The sequence below is a fragment of the Rhizobium sp. NLR16a genome, assembly GCF_017948245.1.
Classification (GTDB): domain Bacteria; phylum Pseudomonadota; class Alphaproteobacteria; order Rhizobiales; family Rhizobiaceae; genus Rhizobium.
Genome location: NZ_CP072868.1, coordinates 361,177 through 382,995 on the forward strand (window position 1 = coordinate 361,177; position 21,819 = coordinate 382,995).

Sequence of the window (21,819 nt, forward strand, 5' to 3'; positions counted from 1 at the left end):
GCCCAGCGAGCGGGAGAAGGTGCCGGCAGGCAGATGAAGGGCAGGCGTCGAATGATGTCTGATTTTCCAGGGAGACGACCGCAGTTGAACATATTCGGCTTGAGCGACGAGGAATGGACGGCAATCCTGCTCAGCCTGCGCGTCTCGATCGTCGCAATGCTGGCGAGCCTGCCCTTCGGCATTCTCGTTGCCTTGCTCTTGGCCCGCGGCCGCTTCTGGGGCAAGTCGTTGCTGAACGGCATCGTTCACCTGCCGCTGATCCTGCCGCCCGTCGTCACCGGTTTTCTTCTTCTCATCCTCTTCGGTCGCCGCGGCCCGATCGGCAGCCTGCTCGACCATTATTTCGGCATCATCTTCTCCTTCCGCTGGACGGGCGCCGCACTTGCCTGTGCCGTCATGGCCTTTCCGCTGATGGTTCGCAGCATTCGCCTGTCGATCGAAGCGGTCGACCGCAAGCTGGAAGAGGCGGCCGGAACGCTCGGCGCCGGCCCTGCCTGGGTTTTCCTGACGATCACCCTGCCGTTGACGCTCCCGGGCATCACAGTCGGCATGATCCTCTCCTTCGCCAAGGCGATGGGCGAGTTCGGCGCGACGATCACCTTCGTCTCCAACATCCCGGGCGAGACCCAGACGCTGCCGGCAGCAATCTACACCTTCACCCAATTGCCGGGCGGTGATGCCGGCGCGCTGCGACTGACGCTGGTCGCTGTCGCCATTTCCATGGCCGCCCTGCTTGCCTCGGAGTTCCTTGCTCGTCTCGCCGGCCGAAGGATTGATCCGGAATGACGCTGATTGTCGAGGCAAAACAAAGGCTCGGCGCGTTCGCGCTCGACGCCGCCTTTACCTCCGAAGGCGGTGTAACCGTATTGTTCGGCCGCTCCGGCTCCGGCAAGACCTCACTGATCCGCATCATCGCCGGTCTCGCCCGGCCGGATGAAGGTCGCGTCGTGCTTGACGGCGAGCGCCTCACCGAAACGACAGCTGGCATCTTCGTCCCGAAACACCGCCGCCGTTTCGGTTATGTCTTCCAGGAGGCACGGCTGTTTCCGCATTTGAGCGTCCGAGCCAATCTTTCCTACGGCCGCTGGTTTGCCCCAAAGGCGGCACGCCGTGAGAGCTTCGATCATATTATCGACCTGCTCGGCATCGAGCCGCTGTTGGAACGCAGCCCGGCAAAACTTTCCGGCGGCGAAAAACAGCGCGTCGCGATCGGGCGTGCCCTTCTCTCCTCACCCCGCCTGCTCTTGATGGACGAGCCGCTCGCCGCCCTCGACGAGGCACGCAAGGCCGAGATCCTGCCATATCTCGAGCGGTTGCGTGATGAAACCGAAATTCCGATCGTCTATGTCAGCCATGCGATCGCCGAGGTGGCACGACTCGCAAGTCAGGTCGTCGTCCTCAGCGACGGCAAGGTGGAAACGACCGGCCCGGCCGTCGACATATTGAGCCGTCCCTCAGCGGCCGCCGACCGGAAAGAGGCCGGCGCGCTGCTCGAAGGCACCGTCGAAAGCTTCGATGCGCGTCACCGCCTGTCGACCGTCGCTCTGAAATCCTCCCAACTGCATATTCCGAGCGGAGTGCTTCCGCCCGGCAGACCGGTGCGCATCCGCATTCCGTCGCGCGACGTCATGCTGGCGACCGCCAGGCCCGAGGGCCTCAGCGCGCTGAACATTCTCGAAGGCAGGATCGAGGCGATATCGTCTGGCGAGGACGGAACGGTCGAAATCCGGATCGATTGCGGCGGCAATGCCATTCTTTCGCGTATCACCGCACTGTCCTGCGAGCGCCTCGATCTCCGGCCTGGCAAGACCGTCTTCGCCATCATCAAGACGGTTGCCCTGGAAGGCTGATCAACCGTGCTCGCCAGGCGGCAGGTTGCGCTTGGCTTCGAGCCAGGCGAGATCCTTGGCAAGGCTCTCCCGCACCGTCTTTTCCATCCGGCGAAAACGCGCGAGCAATTCTTCGCCGAACGGTGTCAATGCCGCGCCGCCGCCCTTCTGCCCGCCGCGTTGCGGCTCCACCACCTGTTCTGAGAACATCCGGTTCATCTCGCTGACAAGCAGCCATGCTCGGCGATAGGACATGTCCATCGCCCGCCCGGCCGCCGAGATCGATCCGGTCGCGCGGATATGCTCCAGCAGCTCCATCTTGCCGTGACCGAGACGATGCTCATTCGGGAAGCTGATTCGCAGGACGGGAACAGGTGTTTTTGCGGCGGGGTCGGTCATTGAATCGAAAAATCGAGGAATTTGCGGCACTTTACGCCGCGGCACGGAAACTGTACACCGACCGCACAAGCAGCCCGAGCGGCAATATTCTTCAATTCGGACGCCAGATCGGATTTTCGGCGGCTCTGTACCTTAGCACGTCTTGAAACATTAATGGATTGATGCCTATCTTAACCATGATCCGGTCGTGATCGGATCTCGTGTTGTGCATGGTTTGTCATTCCAGGAAAGGGAAAAAACTGACAACAGTACACGCCAAGGGAAAAACGCTCGCCGTTGTCCCGAAGAGTGCGGAACGTGGCGCCGATGCCGCTGCCCGCGCCTTAGAAGCCGTCCTCACCAGCCTTGAGGACTCCAAAGCTGAAGATATCGTCACCATCGACATTGCCGGAAAATCGGCGCTTGGAGACTACATGATCGTCGTCTCCGGTCGCTCGAACAGGCATGTCCTGGCGATTTCGGATCACCTGCTCACCGATCTCAAGGACGAAGGCTTCGGTACGGCCCGCGTCGAAGGTCAGGAAGGCGGCGACTGGATCCTGATCGACACCGGTGACATCATCGTGCATGTGTTCCGTCCCGAAATCCGCGAGTTCTACAACATCGAAAAGATGTGGGCGGCTCCGGATATGGATGAGGAAACACGGCACTGACAGGCAGGCCGGCATCGCCCGGCGCCTGAGATGCGGCATTTGACTGGCCGGGAAACATGCGAAGCCGGCTGCGGTGTATCGTGTGCCTGAAATGCCGTCACGAGCAGGAGCGGGGAAATGCGAATTGGTCTTTTTGCGGTGGGACGGCTGAAGTCCGGCCCCGAAAAGGATCTCGTGGCCCGTTACCTCGATCGTTTTGCCAAGGCCGGCTCTGCGGTCGCCCTCGAATTCACCCGTATTACCGAAGTTGGCGAAAGCCGCGCCTCCAATGCGGAGACCCGCAAGCGCGAAGAGGCGGCGATGCTGCTGAAATCGCTGGCCGAGGGCAGTGTTCTCATTCTTCTCGATGAACGCGGCAAGGCCCTCGACAGCCAAGCCTTCGCAAACCTGCTCGGCACCTATCGTGACCAGGGAAAACGCGAGCTGACGATTGCGATCGGCGGAGCCGACGGCCTCGATCCCGCCCTTTACGATCGGGCCGACGCCACACTGTGCCTCGGCAAAATGACCTGGCCGCACCAACTCGTGCGCACGCTGATCGCCGAGCAGCTCTACCGCGCCGTCACCATCTTGTCCGGCCACCCCTATCACCGCGTCTGACGGTTCAGGCTCGGTCCAGGGCTTTGGCTGCGCGTCGCATTGTCACGCAGCCGTGTTTTGCGCAGGCAGGCTTTCTCCTGCAAACTTTCTGGCAAAGCGTGCCAAATCAGCTTAGTCTCCGCGCGATTTGAGAGAGTGCCCGGACACGCATGACGACGACTCCAACCAGGCGACACCGCATGATTCTGCCGGCACTTGCGGCCGGTTTCGGTGTTGCGGTCATCCTCGTCTCGACAAGCCCGTTTTCGGTCCGGGCCCAGGATGCCGCCCCGGAAGCGGCGCAAGCTTCAAGCCCGCCGCCCGCCGAGGCGCCGTCGCCCGATCCGGCCGCCGAACTTGCCGCCAAACGCGATCGGACCCGCGCCGAACTCGAAACCCTGTCGAAATCAATCAGCCTGTCCTCCGACAAGGTGAGCGAACTCCAGCAGAGTATCGCCAATCTGGAAAAGAGTACGCAGAGCATTCGCCAGGCGCTGATCGATTCCGCCGCCCGCCGCAAGGGGCTGGAAAAACAGATCCTCGAGAGCGAAAAGAAGCTTGCCGACCTCGGCGTCAAGGAGGATGGCATCCGCCGTTCCCTGCATGAACGCCGCGGACTGCTGGCCGAGGTGCTGGCAGCACTTCAGCGCATGGGCCGTAATCCGCCGCCGGCGTTGCTCGTCACCCCCGACGACGCGCTTGCTTCCGTGCGCAGCGCCATCCTGCTCGGTGCCGTCGTGCCCGGCATTCGCAAGGAAACCGACAAGCTCGCCGCCGATCTCGGAAGCCTGGCCGCGCTGCAGACGGCAAGCGCCGCCGAGAAGACGCAGCTGACAGCGACGATGACTGATAGCATTGAGGAAGAGCGGCGCATGGACCTGCTGCTTGCCGAAAACGACAAGCTCAGCCGCAGCAACGCCGCTGATCTGGAGGCCGAGAAGAAGCGGTCCGAGGAACTCGCGGGCAAGGCGACCAGCCTCGAAGGCCTCGTCGCCTCAATGGAATCCGAGATCGCCTCGGTACGCGAAGCGGCCACCGCCGCTCGCCAAGCCGAGGAGAACCGCAAGCTCTTGACGGACGAGCAGCGGGCTCAGGCGAAGGCGCTGGCCGAGAGCGGCGTGCCCGATAAAAACCGCATTGCGCCCGCATATCCCTTCGCAGAATTGAGGGCGAAATTGGAACTGCCCGTGGCAGGCGATATCCTGCGCCAGTTCGGCGATGCCGATGGCACCGGGCATGAAGCCATGGGAATGACGGTCGCCACCAACCCCGAAACAGTGGTGACGGCCCCGGCCGACGGGCTGGTGGTTTTTGCCGGCGCTTTCCGCAGTTACGGTCAGATGGTCATTCTCGACGCGGGCGACGGTTACCACCTGGTTCTCTCGGGAATGGATACGATCAATACCCGTCAGGGAAAATTCGTTTTCTCCGGCGAGCCGCTCGCCGTGATGGGAGCGAAAAGAGTGGCAAGCGCAACTGCATTGGCGCTGGAAACGGACCGGCCAACGCTTTACATTGAATTTCGAAAAGACGGTAAACCGGTCGATTCCCGACCGTGGTGGACCGCCAAGGACACTGGAAAGGCACGCAATGATTCGTAGGGCTTCTCTTGTTCTGGTCGGCGCATTGATGGGTGCGACCGCGATGAGCGTCATTTATTCGGCAGGTGTGCCGGCAGAAGCAGCCGGATCCTCCACATACAAGGAACTGTCGGTATTCGGCGACGTCTTCGAACGGGTGCGCGCGCAATACGTTACGCCGCCGGCCGAAGACAAGCTGATCGAAAACGCCATCAACGGCATGCTGTCCTCGCTCGACCCCCATTCGAGCTACATGAATGCGAAGGACGCCGAAGACATGCGCACCCAGACCAAGGGTGAATTCGGCGGCCTCGGCATCGAAGTCACGATGGAAGACGAGCTCGTCAAGGTCATCACCCCGATCGATGACACGCCCGCCGCCAAGGCCGGTGTTCTCGCCGGCGACTACATTTCCGAGATCGACGGGCAGTCCGTTCGCGGCCTGAAGCTGGAAGACGCCGTCGAGAAGATGCGCGGCGCCGTCAACACCCCGATCAAGCTGACGCTGATCCGCAAGGGCGCCGACAAGCCGATCGAACTGACGATCGTCCGTGACGTCGTCGCCGTCCAGGCCGTCAAGTCGCGCGTCGAGGACGATGTCGGTTATCTCCGCATCATCTCCTTCACCGAAAAGACCTATCCCGACATGGAGAAGGCGATCAAGAAGATCAAGGACACCGTTCCGGCCGACAAGCTGAAGGGTTATGTCCTTGACCTGCGCCTCAACCCGGGCGGCCTGCTCGACCAGGCGATCAACGTCTCCGACGCCCTGCTGCAGCGTGGCGAGGTCGTTTCGACCCGCGGCCGCAATCCCGATGAAACCCGCCGCTTCAATGCCGGGCCAGGCGATCTGACGGACGGCAAGCCGGTCATCGTGCTGATCAATGGCGGTTCGGCGTCTGCATCGGAAATCGTCGCCGGCGCCCTTCAGGATCTGCGCCGTGCCACCGTTCTCGGTACGCGCTCCTTCGGCAAGGGTTCGGTCCAGACGATTATCCCGCTCGGCGAAAACGGCGCGCTGCGCCTGACCACGGCGCTCTATTACACGCCGTCGGGCCGCTCGATCCAGGGCACCGGCATCACCCCTGACATCAAGGTCGAGGAGCCGCTGCCGGAGGAACTGCAGGGCAAGATGGTGACCGAAGGCGAATCCAGCCTGCGCGGCCACATCAAGGGCCAGAGCGAAACCGACGAGGGTTCGGGCTCCGTTGCCTATGTGCCGCCGGACCCGAAGGATGACGTTCAGCTGAACTACGCGCTCGACCTGCTGCGCGGCAAGAAGACCGATCCGGCCTTCCCGCCGAACCCGGACAAGGCCGTCGTCGCCAAGTAATCGATCATTGCAAGGCCGGGCACTCGCCCGGCCTTGACCCTTTCTGCTGTTTCCCGGTTTGGAGCGGGCGAGAAAATTGGGAACGGACCTGCATGCGCCTTTGGGGCGCAACCGCAAAACCGGCAGCCGGCGGCCGGGAGTGCTGCTTCTCGGCCGCATCGCCAGTCTGTGTCTTTTTGCGATAGGCGGCTTCTCGCTCTATACGGCGTTTCGCGGCGACGGGCTCGAACGCAAAAATCCGCCGGCAACCGATCAGGCGGCAGTGCCCTCCTCCGGCACACCCCAACCAGCGCAAAAGCCGGCCGGCCAGGCGGCGGATGGCATGCCGCGCGCCGAACCGCGTTCGGGCGCCAATGTCGAGCAGATGGTCACCGGTGACGGCTCCGTCGTCACCAAATACAGCCCCCGCCCCCGCGACGGCGGCGGACCGGTATTGGTCGATGCGATGCAGATCGGCCAGGATCCGCGCATGGCGGCGCTGCCGAACGAGACGCTGCTTGAGGATTCGGCCTATGGCAGGCTGCCGATCGTCGGCCCCGACGGCCGACGGCCGATGGATCAGTATGCCCGTCCCGCGTCCGGCGCCCGCGGTGTACGCATCGCCATTGTCGTCAGCGGCCTCGGGCTTAGCCAGACGGGAACGCAGCGCGCCATCGCCGAATTACCCGAGGAGATCACGCTAGCCTTTGCCGCAAGCGGCAACAGCCTCCAGCGCTGGATGCAGGAGGCTCGCCGCGGCGGCCATGAAATCCTTCTGCAGGTGCCGCTGGAACCGTTTGATTACCCGGCGAACGATCCGGGCCCTGAGACTCTGCTGACCTCAAAGCCTGTCGCCCGCAACATCGAGAACCTCCACAAGGCGATGGGCGAGATCACCAACTACACCGGCATCATGAACTATCTCGGCGGCCGTTTCCTTTCCGACCCTGCCGCCATGGAACCGGTCATGCGCGATATCGGCAAGCGTGGCCTGCTCTTCCTCGACGACGGGACGTCGGCGCAGTCGAAAACGGCTGATGTCGCCAAGGGGACTGAACTGCCCTATGTCTTTGCCGATCTGCAGCTCGACGGCCAGCTCGACGTCAACGCCATCCTGCAGAAACTCGACGAGCTCGAACGCATCGCTCGCAAGAACGGCCAGGCGATCGGCGTCGCCTCGGCTTTTGACGAAAGCGTCGACGCCATTGCCAAGTGGAGCGAGGAAGCTTCTATGCGCGGCATCGAGATCGTCGGCGTCGCAGCGCTTTCCAACGACCCCAGAAACCCCTGAGATGATGACCTCAACGGAGAAGAAGATGAGCCAGGCGACCGTGAAAGCCGAGGATCTGCCCTATCGCCCATGCGTCGGCGTGATGATCCTGAACCGCGATGGCCTGGTCTGGGCCGGCCGGCGCATCCCCGACGGCAATTCCGAATATGACGGCTCGCCGCAGCTCTGGCAGATGCCCCAGGGGGGCATCGACAAGGGCGAGAATCCGTTGGATGCCGCCTATCGCGAGCTTTATGAAGAAACCGGCATCAGGACGGTGACGCTGCTCGCCGAAGCGCGGGACTGGATCAATTATGATCTGCCGCCGGCGCTGATCGGCATCGGACTGAAAGGAAAATTCCGCGGTCAGACGCAGCGCTGGTTCGCCTTCCGCTTCGACGGCGACGAAAGCGAGATCGCTATCAACCCGCCGCCCGGCGGCCACGATCCCGAATTCGATGCCTGGGAATGGAAGCCGATGCATGCACTGCCGGGCCTGATCGTTCCTTTCAAACGCGCCGTCTATGACCAGGTGATCGCAGAGTTCCAGCATCTGGCGGCGTTGCAATCGGAAGACTGATCATGCCCGGATGCTTCCGGCTTGGGCGCGGCGAGCACGGGAGTGCCGGCCGCCCTAAGGCGGCCGGCACCTGGTAGGAGCTTATTCGGCTTGGTCAGCGGAATCGGCGTTGAGCTGGCCGTATTTGCTTTCGCCGATTTTTTCGAGCAGATCGAGCTGCGTTTCGAGGAAGTCGATATGGCCTTCTTCATCGGCCAGCAACTCTTCGAACAGCTTCATCGAGACGTAATCGCCGGCTTCATAACAGATATCGCGCGACTTCTTGTAGGCCGTGCGGGCGTCGTACTCGCCGGCGAGATCGGCTTCGAGGACTTCCTTGACGTTCTGGCCGATGCGCAGGGGGGCCAGGGTCTGCAGATTGGGATGGCCTTCGAGGAAGATGATGCGGGCGACGAGCCGGTCGGCATGATGCATCTCTTCGATGGATTCGGCGCGTTCCTTCTTGGCGAGCTTGGTGTAGCCCCAATCCTCGAGAAGACGATAGTGGACCCAGTATTGGTTGACCGCCCCGAGTTCGAGGAACAGTGCCTCGTTAAGCCGCTCGATGACCTTTTTGTCGCCTTTCAATGTCCGCTCTCCTGTTTTCCTCATGGAACTGCTTCAAGCGCGACATGAAATCAAATATCTCGGCCTCCGTCGAGTGGCGACGGGCGTGATATTCCTCGGTCGTCTGGATAATAATGTCGACCACGTTGGGGAAGCAGCCGCAGCAACGGCCGCGTTTTTCCATGGCGTGGTAGACCTTCGCAGGCACGATAAGCTGCCAACAGTCGTCGTCGAGAAGGTTGGTGATAACCTCCCGGATTTCCTTGTCGGTTATGTAATTGCAGCTGCAGACAAGCACGTCTTCATTTCCAAACATGACATTGACTATCGTGTTTTCTGCTAAAGAAGATGGTGGCTGTCAAGAAAAAATTCGAATCAGACGGCATCGATTGGAAGCGATGGGCGCGGCCTGTTGCAGATTGACTGGAACTGTGCGGCGATCACACGATGAGGCATGCCGGTGATCCGGTCGATCCGACTGCTAATGAAAGTTCCGCCCGCGCGGCATGACCTCGGCGGTTTCCACCACACCGGCATGGCGGCCCGCGGCGCCCGCCTCCCTTTCCAATTCCGCCCCTTCCCGCGCATTCGCAAGCCTTCTCTGTCGTGGATCAACCCCTGGCCTCAGCACCTCGTCGGCGCGCTCGCAGGCACCGAAACGTCGGGCCTCGCGTTGCAGGATGCCAAGCGCCGGCGTCATGTCCTCCATATGCTCGACGACCGTATGGATGACGCCGCTATGGCTTTGCAGCCTGCCCCGGATTTTCACGAGCCGGGCACCCATGACGACCGCCCGGTATTTTTCGAATATCTTGCTCCAGACGATAGCGTTGGCGACACCGGTTTCATCCTCCAGCGTCATGAAGATTACACCCTTGGCCGAACCCGGGCGCTGGCGCACCAGCACCAGACCGGCGATGGTCACTCTCTTTCCGTTCGGCACCGTCAGGAGATCGACATTGCGCGTGATGCCCATCTTTCGGAATTCCTCCCGCAGGAAAGACACCGGATGCGCCTTCAGCGACAATGACAGATAACGATAATCCTCGATCACCTGCTCGCCTGGCGGCATATCAGGCAGGCTGGTCTTCGGTTCGACCTGCAGATCGATATGGTTCACCCGATCGAACAGAGGCAATTTTTCAGGAGCGTACTTCGTATCCAGCGCCCTTGCAGCCCAAAGCGCCTCACGCCTCGACAGGCCGATCGAACCGAAGGCATCGGCATCCGCCAGCCTTTCGATATCGGCTTTGTCGAGGCCGGACCGCAGCCAGAGATCACGAACCGAGCCATAACCATCGCCCCTGTTGGCAAGAAGGCTCTCCAACGCCTTCTCGGACAGACCCTTGACCTGCCGGAAGCCGAGGCGAACGGCTCGCTTTGCCTTGATGAGGGCTCGCATATCGGCATGCCGCCTGTCGACGGCATTTCTGTCGAATACCGCCTCCTCGAGATGGCAATCCCAATTGGATCTGTTGATGTCGACGGGTCGGACCTCGACCCCGTGTTCCCTGGCATCACGAACGAGCTGCGCCGGCGCGTAAAAGCCCATCGGCTGCGAATTGAGCATGGCAGCGCAAAAGACGTCTGGATAATAGGCCTTGACCCAGGACGAGGCATAGACCAGCAGGGCGAAGGAAGCCGCATGGCTTTCCGGAAAGCCATATTCGCCGAAGCCTTCGATCTGGCTGAAGCAGCGTTCGGCAAAGTCCCTCGGATAGCCTCTGCGGGTCATGCCATTAATCAGATCATCCTTGAACGCGTTGACCTTTCCCAACCGCTTGAAGGTCGCCATCGAGCGGCGCAGGCGGTCGGCCTTGGCAGGCGAGAAGCCCGCCGCCGTAATCGCGATCTGCATCGCCTGTTCCTGAAACAGTGGCACGCCGAGCGTCCGCTTGAGGATCGGGATCATCTCGTCTTTCGGATAGTCGATCTTGAAACCTGGAGAATGCGACTGCTCCCGCCGCGTCAGGTAGGGATGGACCATATTGCCCTGAATCGGCCCCGGGCGGACGATTGCCACTTCAATCACGAGATCATAGAATCGGCGCGGCTTCAGCCGGGGCAGCATGCTCATCTGCGCCCTGCTTTCGATCTGAAAGACGCCCAGCGTGTCGGCCCGGCACATCATGTCATAAACCGGTACGCCCTCGTCTCCGTGTTCCCTGTTGCCGAGATCGGCAAGGGTTTTCTTCACGTCATAATGCAGTTCGAGCAGCGAGAAAGCCTTTCTGAGACAGGTCAGCATTCCGAGAGCCAGAACATCGACCTTCAGGATCTTGACGTTGTCGAGATCGTCCTTGTCCCATTCGATCATATAGCGATCCGGCATCGCCGTCTTCATGATCGGCACGACTTCATCGAGCCGATCCCGGGTGATGACGAAGCCGCCGACATGCTGGGTTAGGTGACGCGGAAATCCGAGGAGTTCGGACGCATAGCGCAGAACGTTTGATGTCACCGGATCCGAAATATCGAGCCCAGCCGCCTTGGCATCCCGCTCCGACAGATTATCCTCCGACCAGCCCCAGACCAGGCTGCTGATCGCCGCCTGGACGTCCTCCGAAAGCCCGAAGGCCTTGGAGACCTCGCGGCCGGCGGAACGAGTGCGATAGGTGGTGACGCCAGCCGTCAGCCCGGCATGCTCCTTGGTATATTTTCTGTAGATGTGCTGGATGACTTCTTCGCGGCGGTCATGCTCGAAATCCACATCGATGTCAGGCGGCTCGTCGCGATCCATCGAGATGAAGCGGTCGAAAAGCAGTGTGCTTTTGGTCGGATCGACTTCCGTGATCTCGAGGCAATAGCAGATGACCGAGTTGGCTGCAGAACCGCGGCCCTGGCACAAAATCTTCAATTCATAACGCGCATGCTGGATGAGCTTGTGGACCGTCAGGAAATAAGGCTCGTATTTCTTCTCCCGGATGAGATCGAGTTCATAGTCGATCTGGGTCTGGATTTGAGCAGGAACGCCATCCGGATAGCGCTTCTTAGCGCCCTCTTTCGTCAGACGTTCGAGGGTTTCATAAGGCGTCTCGCCGGGATCGTTTTCCGGCGGGTAATTGTGTTTCAGCTCATTGAGCGAAAACGAAAGCCTGCCGAAGAATGTCCCGGTATTGGCGATCGCCTCCGGATAATCGCGAAACAGCCGGGCCATTTCACGTGGGCCCTTGAGATAACGCTCGGCATTCGGAGCAAGAAGAAAACCTGCTTCGGCGATCGGAACATGCTCGCGGATCGAAATGACGATATCGGAAAGGGGTCGGCGATCCGTATGGTGATAGAGCGGCTGGTTGGTCGCGATGACAGCAATGCGGTGGCGGGCGGCGATTACGGAAAGTGCCGCGAAAACCTGCCTGTCGCGGCCATCATAGGCAGGCGCCAGCGCCACGTGAAACGCCTTGCCGAAACGGTTCCGGAACCGGGCGAGACAGGCTTCCAATTCCTGTTGGGCGACAGGCTCGACGGCAGCCGCCTGGCCGGGAACGAGGGCCAGCATCATCTCGTCCCCCCATTCCATGATATCCGCCTCGTAAAGCAGGCAGGATCCCTTTTCCGCTCTCAAATTTCCCGCACTCAGCAAACGGCAGAGATGCGCCCACCCTCGCCTGTTCTCAGGATAAGCAAGGATATCAGGCGTTCCGTCTGAAAAAACGAGACGGGCGCCCGGCTGAATCCGGATTGGATCGAGAATCTTCTCTTCCTCTCTGCCGTCGAGGTTCTTCTCGTGCCTTCTTCTGAATTTCTCTTCGATCTCCTGCGCCTGCGCATGCGCCCGGACGACACCGGCAACCGAATTCCGGTCGGCGATTCCAAGACCGGAAAGTTTCAGCGCCGCGGCCTGCACCACCATTTCCTCAGGTTTCGAAGCGCCCTCCAGAAAGGAGAAATTGGTGCGGGCGCCGATCTCGAAAAATGCAGGCGCCGCGCTCATGCGAAAATCCCGTGCATAAACCAGCGCGGCGGCGGCTCTTCACCGTAAAAGCCTTCGCGGTAAATCCAGAAACGATGCCCGGCATTGTCCTCGACACGGAAATAGTCACGCGTTTTGGCGGCGGCGCCATCGATCCACCACTCCATTGCAAGCCGTTCCGGGCCTTCGCTGCGCAGAACCTGATGCTGCAAGCGGCGCCACCGAAAACTTTGCGGCGGCCCTTCCGGAACTTCGGCGAGCAAGGCCTCCACCGGTTCCGGTCGGGCAAAAAGCCTCAGAGGCCGCTCGCTGCGAGCGGCGGAAAGACGGCTTCCCTCGCTCCTGCGATGCGCCGGAAAACTCTCCATGAGTGGGGTTATGATAACCGCACGCTCCGGCACATGGCTTTCACGGAGCTGAAAGCTTTGGAGACAGTCTGCGCCAAGGCGAGCCGAGACGCGGTCGATGAAAGCTGCAAGCGAGATCTCTCTTTGCCGGCCGCCGTCGAAATCGCCCTGCGTTCCTTCGAAGGGCTCATGGCGCACGACATTCAGCCGCAGGATCTCGAAACCATATCCGGCATCGAGATCGTCATGAATTGCCTGCAGACGCTGGGAAAAAAGATCCGCGATCCGCTTCGGCTCCCTGAGCGGCCGTGAAGCGCCGACCGAAATCCGGAAAACCCGGCCATCGACCCGAAACAGCACGAGTTCGAAGACGCGGCCGCCGGCGCCGCGGGCTTCCAGGGAGGGTTTCAGCGACACGGCGATCTGGCCGGCAAGGACGAGAATATCCTCTTCGGTGCCGATCGGCTCGGCCAGCCGCCGCTCGGCCGAAAGGCTCGCAACCGGCAGGCGCGGCGAAACCGGTTCCTCATCATGTCCGAGCGCCTGATCGAGCCGCAATAGCAGGCTTGCCCCGAAACGGCGGGTCAACGGCGCCCGCGGCGCATTCATGACATCGCCGATATATTTCAGCCCGAGCTTCTTCAGCGATGCCACGGTGTCTTCGTTCAGCCGAAGCGCGGCGACCGGCAGCGGCGCCAGCATATCCTCCATTTCCTCGTCTTCGATGACGCCGCCATTGCCAAAACGAGCGACGGCCGAGGAAAGGCCGGGCGAAGAGGAGATCGAACCCCGGACGTCGAGCCCCATATGGAAAAGCCTGAGCAGAATATCCTTCAGCAGCGCTCTCTCGCCGCCGAAAAGATGGGCACAGCCGCTAATGTCGAGAAACAGCCCGTCCCGTCCGTCGATCGCCACCAACGGCGTATAGCGGTCGCACCAGTCGGCGATGGCTTCGAGCAGCCGCGCATCGGCGGCCGGATCCTCCTCGACGATATCGAGTTTCGGATGCATGGCGCGCGCTTCCGCGACACCCTGGCCCTTCTTCAGGCCAAGCGCCTCCGCGGCCTCGTCCAGCGCCATCAGCCGCATGGCATTTTCGTGCTTTCCGGCGCAGACGATCGGCGCAGCCTCAGGACGCCCTCTCGAACGCCAGGAGAGGCCCCATTTTCTGCGGGCGATCCTGTCCGTCGAAAGGTGCGGAAAGCTGAGCGCCAGGATACGCTGACCGTTCGTCTGGAGTAAGAGCGTGCCTTGGCTCGTTGATGGGGAAAAACTGACGTTCATGAGGGTTCCACTCCAGAAGAAGGGAGAGCGGAGCCGGGTTGCGGCTCTTCTCCAGGCTGAGATGAAAAACCGGATTGCCGATGCTGCCGGCAAGTCTCGATCCACCCGGCAGAGCCCGCATGCCGGCTGGCGCAGGCTCGGCAAGCAGCCGGAAGGCGGCGCTGCTCGCCTCCTCCTCTCCTGCCTGCCGAAGCAGGAAGAGCGGCCGGCCGGCCGCCTTGGCGCGAAGACCGAGCCGCCGGCTCTCGGTCAGACCGACATGCGCGGGATTGCCCCTGATCTCCAGGATGACCACCGAAAAGGCGCCGCTTTCCAGCGCGGTTTCCGCAAGCCAGAGCGCCTCATCGAGCTTGCGCGGCAAAGCCTGCAGGAAACGCTCAGGCCGCAGGCCGAAATCCTGCAGACCCACCGCATAGGGAAGGCCGGCCTCCATCGTCGAGACCGGATCGCCGATCCAGAGTATTGGCGAACAGTCGCTCGCCTCCTCCTCCACCCGCTGCAGCAGCGTTGCGGCCGCAAGGGCGAACCCACTGGCGGCTCCCGCATCCCGGAAAAGCGCCGAACGGATTTCCGTTATCGCATCGAGCGGCAGCCCGCCCTCCATCGCTTCGTCGAGCGATGCCACCCCAAACGACAAGCGCTGTCTGCGTCCATTCCGTTCCGCATCCTGCCGCCCGGTCTCACCCGAAGCCAGGGCTTCCCGCTCCGCTGCCGCAAGCGCCGGCGCAGGCTTTCCTTCCAGCTTGGCGATGGTTTCGCGGAGCGCAAAAAGCCGCTCGCGCGCCAGGGCGTTCTGCGCCATGGCGTTTACTCCGTCCGTATTGTTCCTGTTATGTTCTTATGGATTCCAGAGAGCTGAAGAAGAGTCAACAACCATTTTCTATGAATTTATTCCTGCCTTTGATTCCGCACTCGAAAATCGGCGGCAAAGGTTCTATATGGGCCCGCAAAGGAAGGAATATTCATGGCCCGCATAGACCTGAGCGATGATTGGCGGGACCGCCATGCGCCGACGATCAGCACTTTCGAGTCGCTGGCCATGGAGGCTTACAGCCATCTACCGGATGAATTCCGCCAACTGACGACCAATCTCACGATCGAGATTGAGGATTTTCCCGATGACGACGTTTTCGAGGATATGGCGCTGGAAACGCCTTTCGACCTGCTCGGCCTTTTCGAAGGCAGGGGAATTTCGGAGCGTTTCACCGTGGAAACCGGCGAAATGCCGAACCGCATTCGCCTCTACCGTCGCCCCATCCTCGATTATTGGGCAGAAAACGACGAGACGCTCGGCGATATCATCACTCACGTCCTGATCCACGAGATCGGCCACCATTTCGGACTGAGCGATGAGGATATGGAGCGGATCGAGGCCAGCGCCGAGGAAGCCGCCGAGCGCTGAAACCGTGCGTTCGGCAGAACGCGCTATTGCTCGGAGAGCTTCATCTCCGGATCGTAATCCTTGCCTTCGACAGTCTTGACGACGGCCTGGCCGCATTGCATCGCGCCGGTTGCGGCATTGAAGGCATAGGTCGGTGGGCCCTCCAGCGACCAGCCCTTGTTGAGGGCGGCGGTGACCTTGTGGCAGAAGGAAGCGTCGTCGGGGCCGGTCAGGAAGCGGTAGAGTTTCATCAGGCGGGCTTTCTTGCAGAAATCAGGCGAGCTTTATGAACCAGAGCTTCGGCCTGGACAAGATGCAGCCGTTCGATCATCCGCCCGTTCGCATTGATGACGTTCAGGCCTTGGGCAGCCGGATCGGCAAAGGCTGATATGATTGCCTGCGCTTCGGCAATCTCCTCGGGGCTCGGGCCGAAATGCCGGTTGGCGGCCGCAATCTGCGCGGGATGGATCAGCATCTTGCCGGCAAAACCCATGGCGCGCCCCTGCCCGCATTCGACATCGAAACCTTCGTCATCCCGGAAATCGTTGAAGACACTGTCGAGCGCATCAAGCCCATAGGCCTTGACCGCCAGAATGACCTGCATCAGCCAAGGCACGAGAAAGCTTCGCCCCGGCTGCGGCAGGACGCCGGTTTCCTTGCGCAGATCATTGAGGCCGACGACCAGGCAATCGAGCCGCGCCCCCAGCATGCAGCCGGCTTCAGCAATCGCTCCGGCATTCAGCACGCCGCGCGGCGTCTCGATCATGGCCCAGATGCGCAACTCCTCCGGGGCATCCGCATCGGCAAGCAGATCGCCGATGTCGGTGATATCCCGAGGCGCGTCCACCTTCGGCAGGAGAACGGCGTCGGGCAACAGCGCCTTGACCAGATCGAGATCTGCCGCCCCGAATCCGGATGACAAAGAATTGATGCGAATGATCCTTTCCTTGCCCTCGAGCGGCGGTCCGGCAAAAAAAGCACGCAGATTTTCCCGCGCATGGCCCTTGTTCTCGGGCGCGACGGAATCCTCCAGATCGAAAATAACCGCATCACAATCAAGGGAACGGCTCTTTTCGAGCGCGCGGAGATTGATGGCTGGCACGCTCAGCACCGAGCGGCGCAGACTTGCGGAGCGGAAAGGTTTGGTTTGGTTCATCATCCATTAGTGCCAAGCTTCGCAAAGCCCGGCAAGACAACAAAAAGCCATGCTTGCCTTGCAGAGAGGAAAAGGAAGGACCACATTCCTTTCTGTAGAAAGGTCTCAAACCCATGCAGAACATTCGCTCCATCTTCTTCATGCTGGCCGGCGCCACCTTCTTTGTCGCCATGCTGCTTCTCACCTTCTCGGTGACGCTTGCTGTCGGCGGCATCCTGACCGTGCTCATGGTCGGACGCGCGCTTTCGATGAAGATGAAGCCCGCTCCGGTCCGCGCCAAGGCAAACAACGGCAAGCCGGAGATGCGCATCTGGAACGACGGTCGCGGCACGATCATCGATCTCTGAGGCCTGCTTTCAAAAAAATTGGCGACACTGTCGCATCATGCTTCCGTGATACGTCTTTGAAGCAGCCGGGCATTCTGCCGGCGCTCAAAAACGATGGAGGACGTGCATGGATACGACGGAAAACAAGCCGGCCAAGTTACCGCCGGTGAAGAATGGCCTGCTGCCCTATCTGACGGTCGACGGCGCGGTGAAGGCCGCGGAATTCTACAAGAAGGCCTTCGGCGCCGAAGAGGCCCACCGGGTACCGGTCGATGAAAGCGGCCGGACGATGCATATTCATCTCTATATCAATGGCAGCTCCCTGATGCTGGCGGATGCCTATCCCGAACACGGCCATCCCTTCAAAGGTCATGAAGGCTTTGCCATCCAGCTTGTCATCGACGATATCGATTTCTGGTGGGATCGTGCGGTGGCCGCCGGCGCCGAAGTCGTCATGCCGGTCGAACTGATGTTCTGGGGTGACCGCTACGGCCAGCTTCGCGACCCGTTCGGCGTGCTCTGGGGCTTGAACGCGCCCGCCAAATAACCGGACGCGTACCGTCGCCAGGTCACGCGAAACGTCGCGTGGCCGCCATTTGAAAGCAGTTCGCGCAATAGTGTGCAGCGGTTTTGCGAGAACGACATGCGGCAGACCAGACCTAAAGCGTAGCAAGCGAATCTGAAAGATCGCGGTACGCTTTAGAAAGATTCTCCTTCATTTCGGCAAAAAACTGGACTAGATGCACATCCAGGAAAGTACATTTGCTGAAATGGAGCATGGGTCATGGATAAATTCGTGAAGCTCACGGGCGTTGCAGCGCCGCTGCCGGTCGTCAACATCGACACCGACATGATCATTCCGAAGGACTATCTGAAGACCATCAAGCGCACGGGTCTCGGCAAGGGCCTTTTCGCCGAAGCCCGCTACAATGAAGACGGCTCCGAAAATCCCGATTTCGTGCTGAACAAGCCAGCCTATCGCGATGCCAAGATCCTTGTCGCCGGCGACAATTTCGGCTGCGGTTCCTCGCGCGAGCACGCTCCCTGGGCGCTGCTCGATTTCGGCATTCGCTGTGTGATCTCCACCAGCTTCGCCGACATTTTCTACAACAACTGCTTCAAGAACGGCATCCTGCCGATCAAGGTCAGCCAGGAAGACCTCGACAAGCTGATGGACGACGCCTCGCGCGGCTCCAACGCCATCCTGACGGTCGACCTCGAGAACCTCGAGATCACCGGCCCCGATGGCGGCTCGATCAAGTTCGATCTCGACGAGTTCAAGCGCCACTGCCTGCTGAACGGCCTCGACGATATCGGCCTGACCCTGGAAAAGGGCAAGGCGATCGACGAGTTCGAAAAGAAGAACGTCGCGTCGCACCCTTGGGCCGCTTAAGCTCTGACCAATTGCCGATCGATTAAGCCGGGCTTTTGCCCGGCTTTTTCTTTATAGCGGCGCGCATCTCACGCGCGCAAAGGACGCTGTAACTGGCGCAGCTCAGAAAAACTTCTCTTTCCAGACCCTCAGTTTTTCCAGCGACACGCCGATTCCGCCGCAGACCTCGATCAGCGGATTGTCAAAACGCTGAAGCAGTCCGGCACGCACATCGGCAACGGCAAGGGCGGCGCCGCAGGCCGGCTCGACGAGGATGCGATGCGCATCGGCAAATTTCAGGCAGGCGGCGATGGCATCGGCGTCGCTGACGACAACGCTTTCGATCGGGTGCTGCTTCGGCAGCTCGAAGACATGCTGCGCCACCTGCTTTGCGCCGAGCGACGTTGCAATCGAGGTGATCGCTGGAAGCGAGATGCGTTCATTGGCCTTGAGGCTGGCATGAAACGAAGCCGCCCCTTCGGTTTCGACGGCGATGACGGGAATGTCGGAAAGCCCGTTCCGTTTCAGCCCCTCGACAATGCCGGCCAGCAGCCCGCCGCCGCCGACGCTGGTGACGACACAATCGAATGTCACGCCCTTCGCCACCACCTCGTCGATCAGCGTGGCATGACCATCCCACAGAAGCGGATGGTCAAAAGGGTGCACATAGGTCGCCTTACGGCTCTCTGCGAGCTCGACCGCATGAGCGTTGGCTTCATCGAAAGCCGAACCATGGACGAGAACATTGGCGCCGGTTGCGGCAATCGTCTGCCGCACATCGGCCGCCGTCGTCTCCGGCACGACGATCGTGACCGGCACGCCGAGCGCCCGGCCGGCATAAGCCGCAGCAATGCCGGCATTGCCGCCGGAGGCGCAGAAGATCTCGCGGGCACCATCTTCCACCTCGTGCTGGCACAGCCGGCCGACACCGCGCAGCTTGAAGCTGCCGGAAGGCTGTAATGCGTCGAGCTTCAGCCAGAGCGGCTTGCCGCTGGCGCTATAGCCAGGGGATGTCCGAACCAGAGGCGTGTCGAGATGGAGAGGTGCTGAAGCCATGGGAACCTCCAGGAAATGAAACTGTGACGGCTGTTCTAATCCGTTTGCGGCCACAGGAGCAACCATCGCGACCGGAAATGAAGCGTACCGATTCACCGCTTCTCTCGCTTGAAATGCCCATTTCCGGGGTCTAAGAAACCGCAACTTGTTTTTCCAGGAGGGTTTCATGACAGCGCGCAATCTTTTCCTGCTGCCGGGTGACGGCATCGGTCCCGAGGCCATGGGCGAGGTCCGCAAGATCATCGCCTATATGAACGAGGCAATGAATGCCGGTTTCGTCACCGATGAAGGTCTTGTCGGCGGTTGCGCCTACGATGCCCATGGCGCGGCGATCTCGGAAGCCGACATGCAGAAGGCGCTTGCCGCCGATGCCGTTCTGTTCGGCGCCGTCGGCGGGCCGAAGTGGGATAGCGTGCCTTACGACGTGCGCCCGGAAGCCGGTCTGCTACGCCTGCGCAAGGATCTGCAACTCTTCGCAAACCTGCGCCCTGCTATCTGCTACCCGGCGCTCGCCTCGGCCTCGTCGCTGAAGCCGGAACTGGTCGAAGGCCTCGACATCCTGATCATCCGCGAGCTGACAGGCGGCGTCTATTTCGGCGAGCCGAAGGAGATCATCGACCTCGGCAACGGCCAGAAGCGCGGCATCGACACGCAGGTCTACGATACCTACGAGATCGAACGCATCGCCGGCGTCGCCTTCGAAATGGCCCGCACAAGGCAGAACCGCGTCTGCTCCATGGAAAAGCGCAACGTCATGAAGTCGGGCGTGCTCTGGAACCAGGTCGTGACCGAAACGCACAAGGCGAAATATTCCGACGTCCAGCTCGAACACATGCTGGCCGACGCCGGCGGCATGCAGTTGGTGCGTCAGCCCAAGCAGTTCGACGTCATCGTCACCGACAATCTTTTCGGCGACATGCTCTCCGACGTCGCCGCCATGCTGACCGGGTCCCTCGGCATGCTGCCGTCGGCCTCGCTCGGCGCGCCTGACGGCAAGACCGGCAAACGCAAGGCGCTCTACGAGCCGGTGCACGGCTCGGCCCCGGATATCGCCGGCAAGGGCATCGCCAATCCGATCGCCATGATCGCCTCCTTCGCCATGTGCCTGCGTTATTCCTTCAACTTGGTGAAGGAAGCCGACAACCTGGAAAGGGCGATCGCCAACGTGCTCGACAAGGGCATTCGCACCGGCGACATCATGGCCGATGGCGCAAGGCAGGTCGGCACTGTCGAGATGGGCGATGCGATCCTCGCCGAGTTCAAGGCGCTTTCTGCCTGATATATTTCACGTGAAACAGTTCAGCCCTTCGCATCACCCATGCGGAGGGCTTTTTCATGTAAGGACGAGCAGCCGCAACCGGGTCGGTCGAATTATCCGACACGGACTATTCTCAGCCACAATCTCGTGTATTTTTGCGCCGAATTTTAACCCGGCAAAATCGAACGGACGACAGGATGCGGGCATTTTGGGCTTCCCTTGATAGGCGCTGGCGCCGCGGCGGCGTCGGCATGCCGCCCTTGCGCTGGCAGGCCTGCCTCTTCATCACCATCAATGCCGTGGTTCTTTCCATGCTGCTCTTCGATGCCCCGGTCGGCGCCAGCGAACGCCCTGCGGCGGTGAAGCAGCTCGGCCAGCTGCTGACCGGCTTCGGCGATTCTGCCTGGCTGATCTGCATCAGCATTCTGCTCTTCTTTCAGGGCAGGGCGGGTTACAAGCTTTTAAAGACCGCGCGCTCCAAGGCGCAGGCGCTTTATGTCAGCTGGATCGGCGCCTATCTGTTCACAACTGTCGTCTTCTCCGGGCTTCTTGCCAATCTCCTGAAACGGGCGATTGGAAGGGCGCGTCCCGATCACTTCCACGATTACGGCATGTTGTCCTTCACGCCCTTTTCGGGCCATGCCGCTTTCGAAAGCTTTCCCTCCGGCCATTCGACGACGGTCGGCGCCTTCTTTGCCGCTTTTGCATTGCTGTTTCCGCGCTACCGCATTCTCTTCATCGCCTGCGCCATCTGGCTTGCCATGACGCGTGTCATGGTAGGCGCCCATTATCCAAGCGACGTCATCGCCGGCCTTGCATTCGGCGGCTGGTTCTCGCTGCTGACGGCCATCGTCTATGCCCGCTGCGGACTTCTTTTTAAGCTGGCGCCGGATGGCTGGCCTCTCGCCAAACGCCTGTTTCCGGACATGGAAAAGCCCGGCGGCTTGTGAGCGCCGGGCCTTTCGCCTGCATGCTTAG

Annotated in this window: 22 protein-coding genes and 1 pseudogene; 14 read left to right on the forward strand and 9 right to left on the reverse strand. The window is 61.0% G+C overall.

Translation table 11 applies throughout. From position 1 onward, the window contains the following. Positions 1 to 84 precede the first annotated feature (84 nt). Positions 85 to 786, forward strand: a complete 702-nt coding sequence (modB, locus tag J7U39_RS26440; RefSeq protein ID WP_210632747.1) for a molybdate ABC transporter permease subunit — start codon at positions 85 to 87, stop codon at positions 784 to 786. Further along, positions 783 to 1,850, forward strand: a complete 1,068-nt coding sequence (modC, locus tag J7U39_RS26445; RefSeq protein ID WP_210632748.1) for a molybdenum ABC transporter ATP-binding protein — start codon at positions 783 to 785, stop codon at positions 1,848 to 1,850. Before modB ends, modC begins: the two co-directional genes overlap by 4 nt. On the opposite strand, the gene J7U39_RS26450 is transcribed toward modC, so the two are convergent. Continuing rightward, complete coding sequence (locus J7U39_RS26450; RefSeq protein WP_210632749.1) at positions 1,851 to 2,228, reverse strand: winged helix-turn-helix domain-containing protein; 378 nt, start codon at positions 2,226 to 2,228, stop codon at positions 1,851 to 1,853. It abuts the gene before it with no gap. Between the two features lie 209 nt (positions 2,229 to 2,437). Here J7U39_RS26450 and rsfS point away from each other — a divergent pair, with 209 nt between their 5' ends. From rsfS to J7U39_RS26480, 6 genes are all read left to right on the forward strand, one after another. After that, entirely contained in the window at positions 2,438 to 2,881 is a 444-nt protein-coding gene (gene rsfS / locus J7U39_RS26455; protein WP_064696433.1) for a ribosome silencing factor, read from the forward strand. Positions 2,882 to 2,998: 117 nt separating this feature from the next. Further along, positions 2,999 to 3,481, forward strand: a complete 483-nt coding sequence (gene rlmH / locus J7U39_RS26460) for a 23S rRNA (pseudouridine(1915)-N(3))-methyltransferase RlmH (protein ID WP_210632750.1) — start codon at positions 2,999 to 3,001, stop codon at positions 3,479 to 3,481. 179 nt (positions 3,482 to 3,660) lie between these two features. Beyond that, on the forward strand, positions 3,661 to 5,061 hold the full coding sequence (locus tag J7U39_RS26465; RefSeq protein WP_210632751.1) for a murein hydrolase activator EnvC: 1,401 nt from the start codon (positions 3,661 to 3,663) through the stop codon (positions 5,059 to 5,061). Beyond that, on the forward strand, positions 5,051 to 6,373 hold the full coding sequence (locus J7U39_RS26470) for a S41 family peptidase (RefSeq protein WP_003543943.1): 1,323 nt from the start codon (positions 5,051 to 5,053) through the stop codon (positions 6,371 to 6,373). The genes J7U39_RS26465 and J7U39_RS26470 overlap by 11 nt, the downstream gene beginning before the upstream one ends. A gap of 76 nt (positions 6,374 to 6,449) precedes the next feature. Continuing rightward, entirely contained in the window at positions 6,450 to 7,643 is a 1,194-nt protein-coding gene (locus J7U39_RS26475) for a divergent polysaccharide deacetylase family protein (protein WP_210632752.1), read from the forward strand. A gap of 25 nt (positions 7,644 to 7,668) precedes the next feature. Beyond that, positions 7,669 to 8,202 (forward strand): RNA pyrophosphohydrolase, encoded by a 534-nt coding sequence (locus tag J7U39_RS26480; protein WP_210632753.1) that lies wholly within the window; start codon positions 7,669 to 7,671, stop codon positions 8,200 to 8,202. A gap of 81 nt (positions 8,203 to 8,283) precedes the next feature. Here J7U39_RS26480 and bfr read toward each other — a convergent pair whose 3' ends face one another. The 5 genes and pseudogenes from bfr to J7U39_RS31945 form a co-directional block, all read right to left on the reverse strand. Beyond that, a complete protein-coding gene (gene bfr, locus J7U39_RS26485; protein WP_210632754.1) occupies positions 8,284 to 8,769 on the reverse strand; it encodes a bacterioferritin in 486 nt (161 codons plus the stop codon). Then, positions 8,735 to 9,134, reverse strand: a pseudogene (locus tag J7U39_RS26490) ((2Fe-2S)-binding protein). The gene bfr and the pseudogene J7U39_RS26490 overlap by 35 nt, the downstream one beginning before the upstream one ends. A 95-nt stretch (positions 9,135 to 9,229) precedes the next feature. Continuing rightward, entirely contained in the window at positions 9,230 to 12,682 is a 3,453-nt protein-coding gene (locus tag J7U39_RS26495; protein ID WP_210632755.1) for an error-prone DNA polymerase, read from the reverse strand. After that, the gene (locus tag J7U39_RS26500) at positions 12,679 to 14,226 is read right to left on the reverse strand and encodes a DNA polymerase Y family protein (protein WP_282615118.1); all 1,548 of its coding nucleotides are present in this window, start codon (positions 14,224 to 14,226) and stop codon (positions 12,679 to 12,681) included. Before J7U39_RS26500 ends, J7U39_RS26495 begins: the two co-directional genes overlap by 4 nt. Beyond that, positions 14,138 to 15,094 (reverse strand): hypothetical protein, encoded by a 957-nt coding sequence (locus tag J7U39_RS31945; RefSeq protein ID WP_247241792.1) that lies wholly within the window; start codon positions 15,092 to 15,094, stop codon positions 14,138 to 14,140. The genes J7U39_RS26500 and J7U39_RS31945 overlap by 89 nt, the downstream gene beginning before the upstream one ends. 162 nt (positions 15,095 to 15,256) lie before the next feature. Here J7U39_RS31945 and J7U39_RS26505 point away from each other — a divergent pair, with 162 nt between their 5' ends. Beyond that, complete coding sequence (locus tag J7U39_RS26505) at positions 15,257 to 15,694, forward strand: metallopeptidase family protein (protein ID WP_210632757.1); 438 nt, start codon at positions 15,257 to 15,259, stop codon at positions 15,692 to 15,694. Positions 15,695 to 15,717: 23 nt separating this feature from the next. Here the strand turns inward: J7U39_RS26505 and J7U39_RS26510 are convergent, their stop codons facing one another. Beyond that, positions 15,718 to 15,924 carry a DUF1737 domain-containing protein gene (locus J7U39_RS26510; protein WP_210632758.1) on the reverse strand — a complete coding sequence of 69 codons (207 nt, stop codon included), beginning with the start codon at positions 15,922 to 15,924 and terminating at the stop codon, positions 15,718 to 15,720. Next, positions 15,924 to 16,829 carry a CoA ester lyase gene (locus J7U39_RS26515; RefSeq protein ID WP_210633052.1) on the reverse strand — a complete coding sequence of 302 codons (906 nt, stop codon included), beginning with the start codon at positions 16,827 to 16,829 and terminating at the stop codon, positions 15,924 to 15,926. Before J7U39_RS26515 ends, J7U39_RS26510 begins: the two co-directional genes overlap by 1 nt. Before the next feature lie 113 nt (positions 16,830 to 16,942). Here J7U39_RS26515 and J7U39_RS26520 point away from each other — a divergent pair, with 113 nt between their 5' ends. The 3 genes from J7U39_RS26520 (at position 16,943) to leuD (ending at position 18,548) form a co-directional block, all read left to right on the forward strand. Then, entirely contained in the window at positions 16,943 to 17,176 is a 234-nt protein-coding gene (locus J7U39_RS26520) for a hypothetical protein (protein WP_064708240.1), read from the forward strand. 106 nt (positions 17,177 to 17,282) lie between these two features. Further along, entirely contained in the window at positions 17,283 to 17,702 is a 420-nt protein-coding gene (locus J7U39_RS26525; protein ID WP_210632759.1) for a glyoxalase/bleomycin resistance/extradiol dioxygenase family protein, read from the forward strand. 237 nt (positions 17,703 to 17,939) lie between these two features. Further along, positions 17,940 to 18,548: a 3-isopropylmalate dehydratase small subunit gene (gene leuD / locus J7U39_RS26530; protein WP_210632760.1), complete on the forward strand. Its 609-nt coding sequence runs from the start codon at positions 17,940 to 17,942 to the stop codon at positions 18,546 to 18,548. Between the two features lie 102 nt (positions 18,549 to 18,650). On the opposite strand, the gene J7U39_RS26535 is transcribed toward leuD, so the two are convergent. Next, on the reverse strand, positions 18,651 to 19,583 hold the full coding sequence (locus J7U39_RS26535; RefSeq protein ID WP_210632761.1) for a pyridoxal-phosphate dependent enzyme: 933 nt from the start codon (positions 19,581 to 19,583) through the stop codon (positions 18,651 to 18,653). 166 nt (positions 19,584 to 19,749) lie between these two features. Here J7U39_RS26535 and leuB point away from each other — a divergent pair, with 166 nt between their 5' ends. Both leuB and lpxE read left to right on the forward strand, forming a co-directional pair. Continuing rightward, complete coding sequence (gene leuB / locus J7U39_RS26540) at positions 19,750 to 20,862, forward strand: 3-isopropylmalate dehydrogenase (RefSeq protein ID WP_210632762.1); 1,113 nt, start codon at positions 19,750 to 19,752, stop codon at positions 20,860 to 20,862. A 176-nt stretch (positions 20,863 to 21,038) separates the two neighbouring features. Further along, positions 21,039 to 21,791 carry a phosphatase PAP2 family protein gene (gene lpxE / locus J7U39_RS26545; RefSeq protein WP_210632763.1) on the forward strand — a complete coding sequence of 251 codons (753 nt, stop codon included), beginning with the start codon at positions 21,039 to 21,041 and terminating at the stop codon, positions 21,789 to 21,791. Positions 21,792 to 21,819 lie beyond the last annotated feature (28 nt).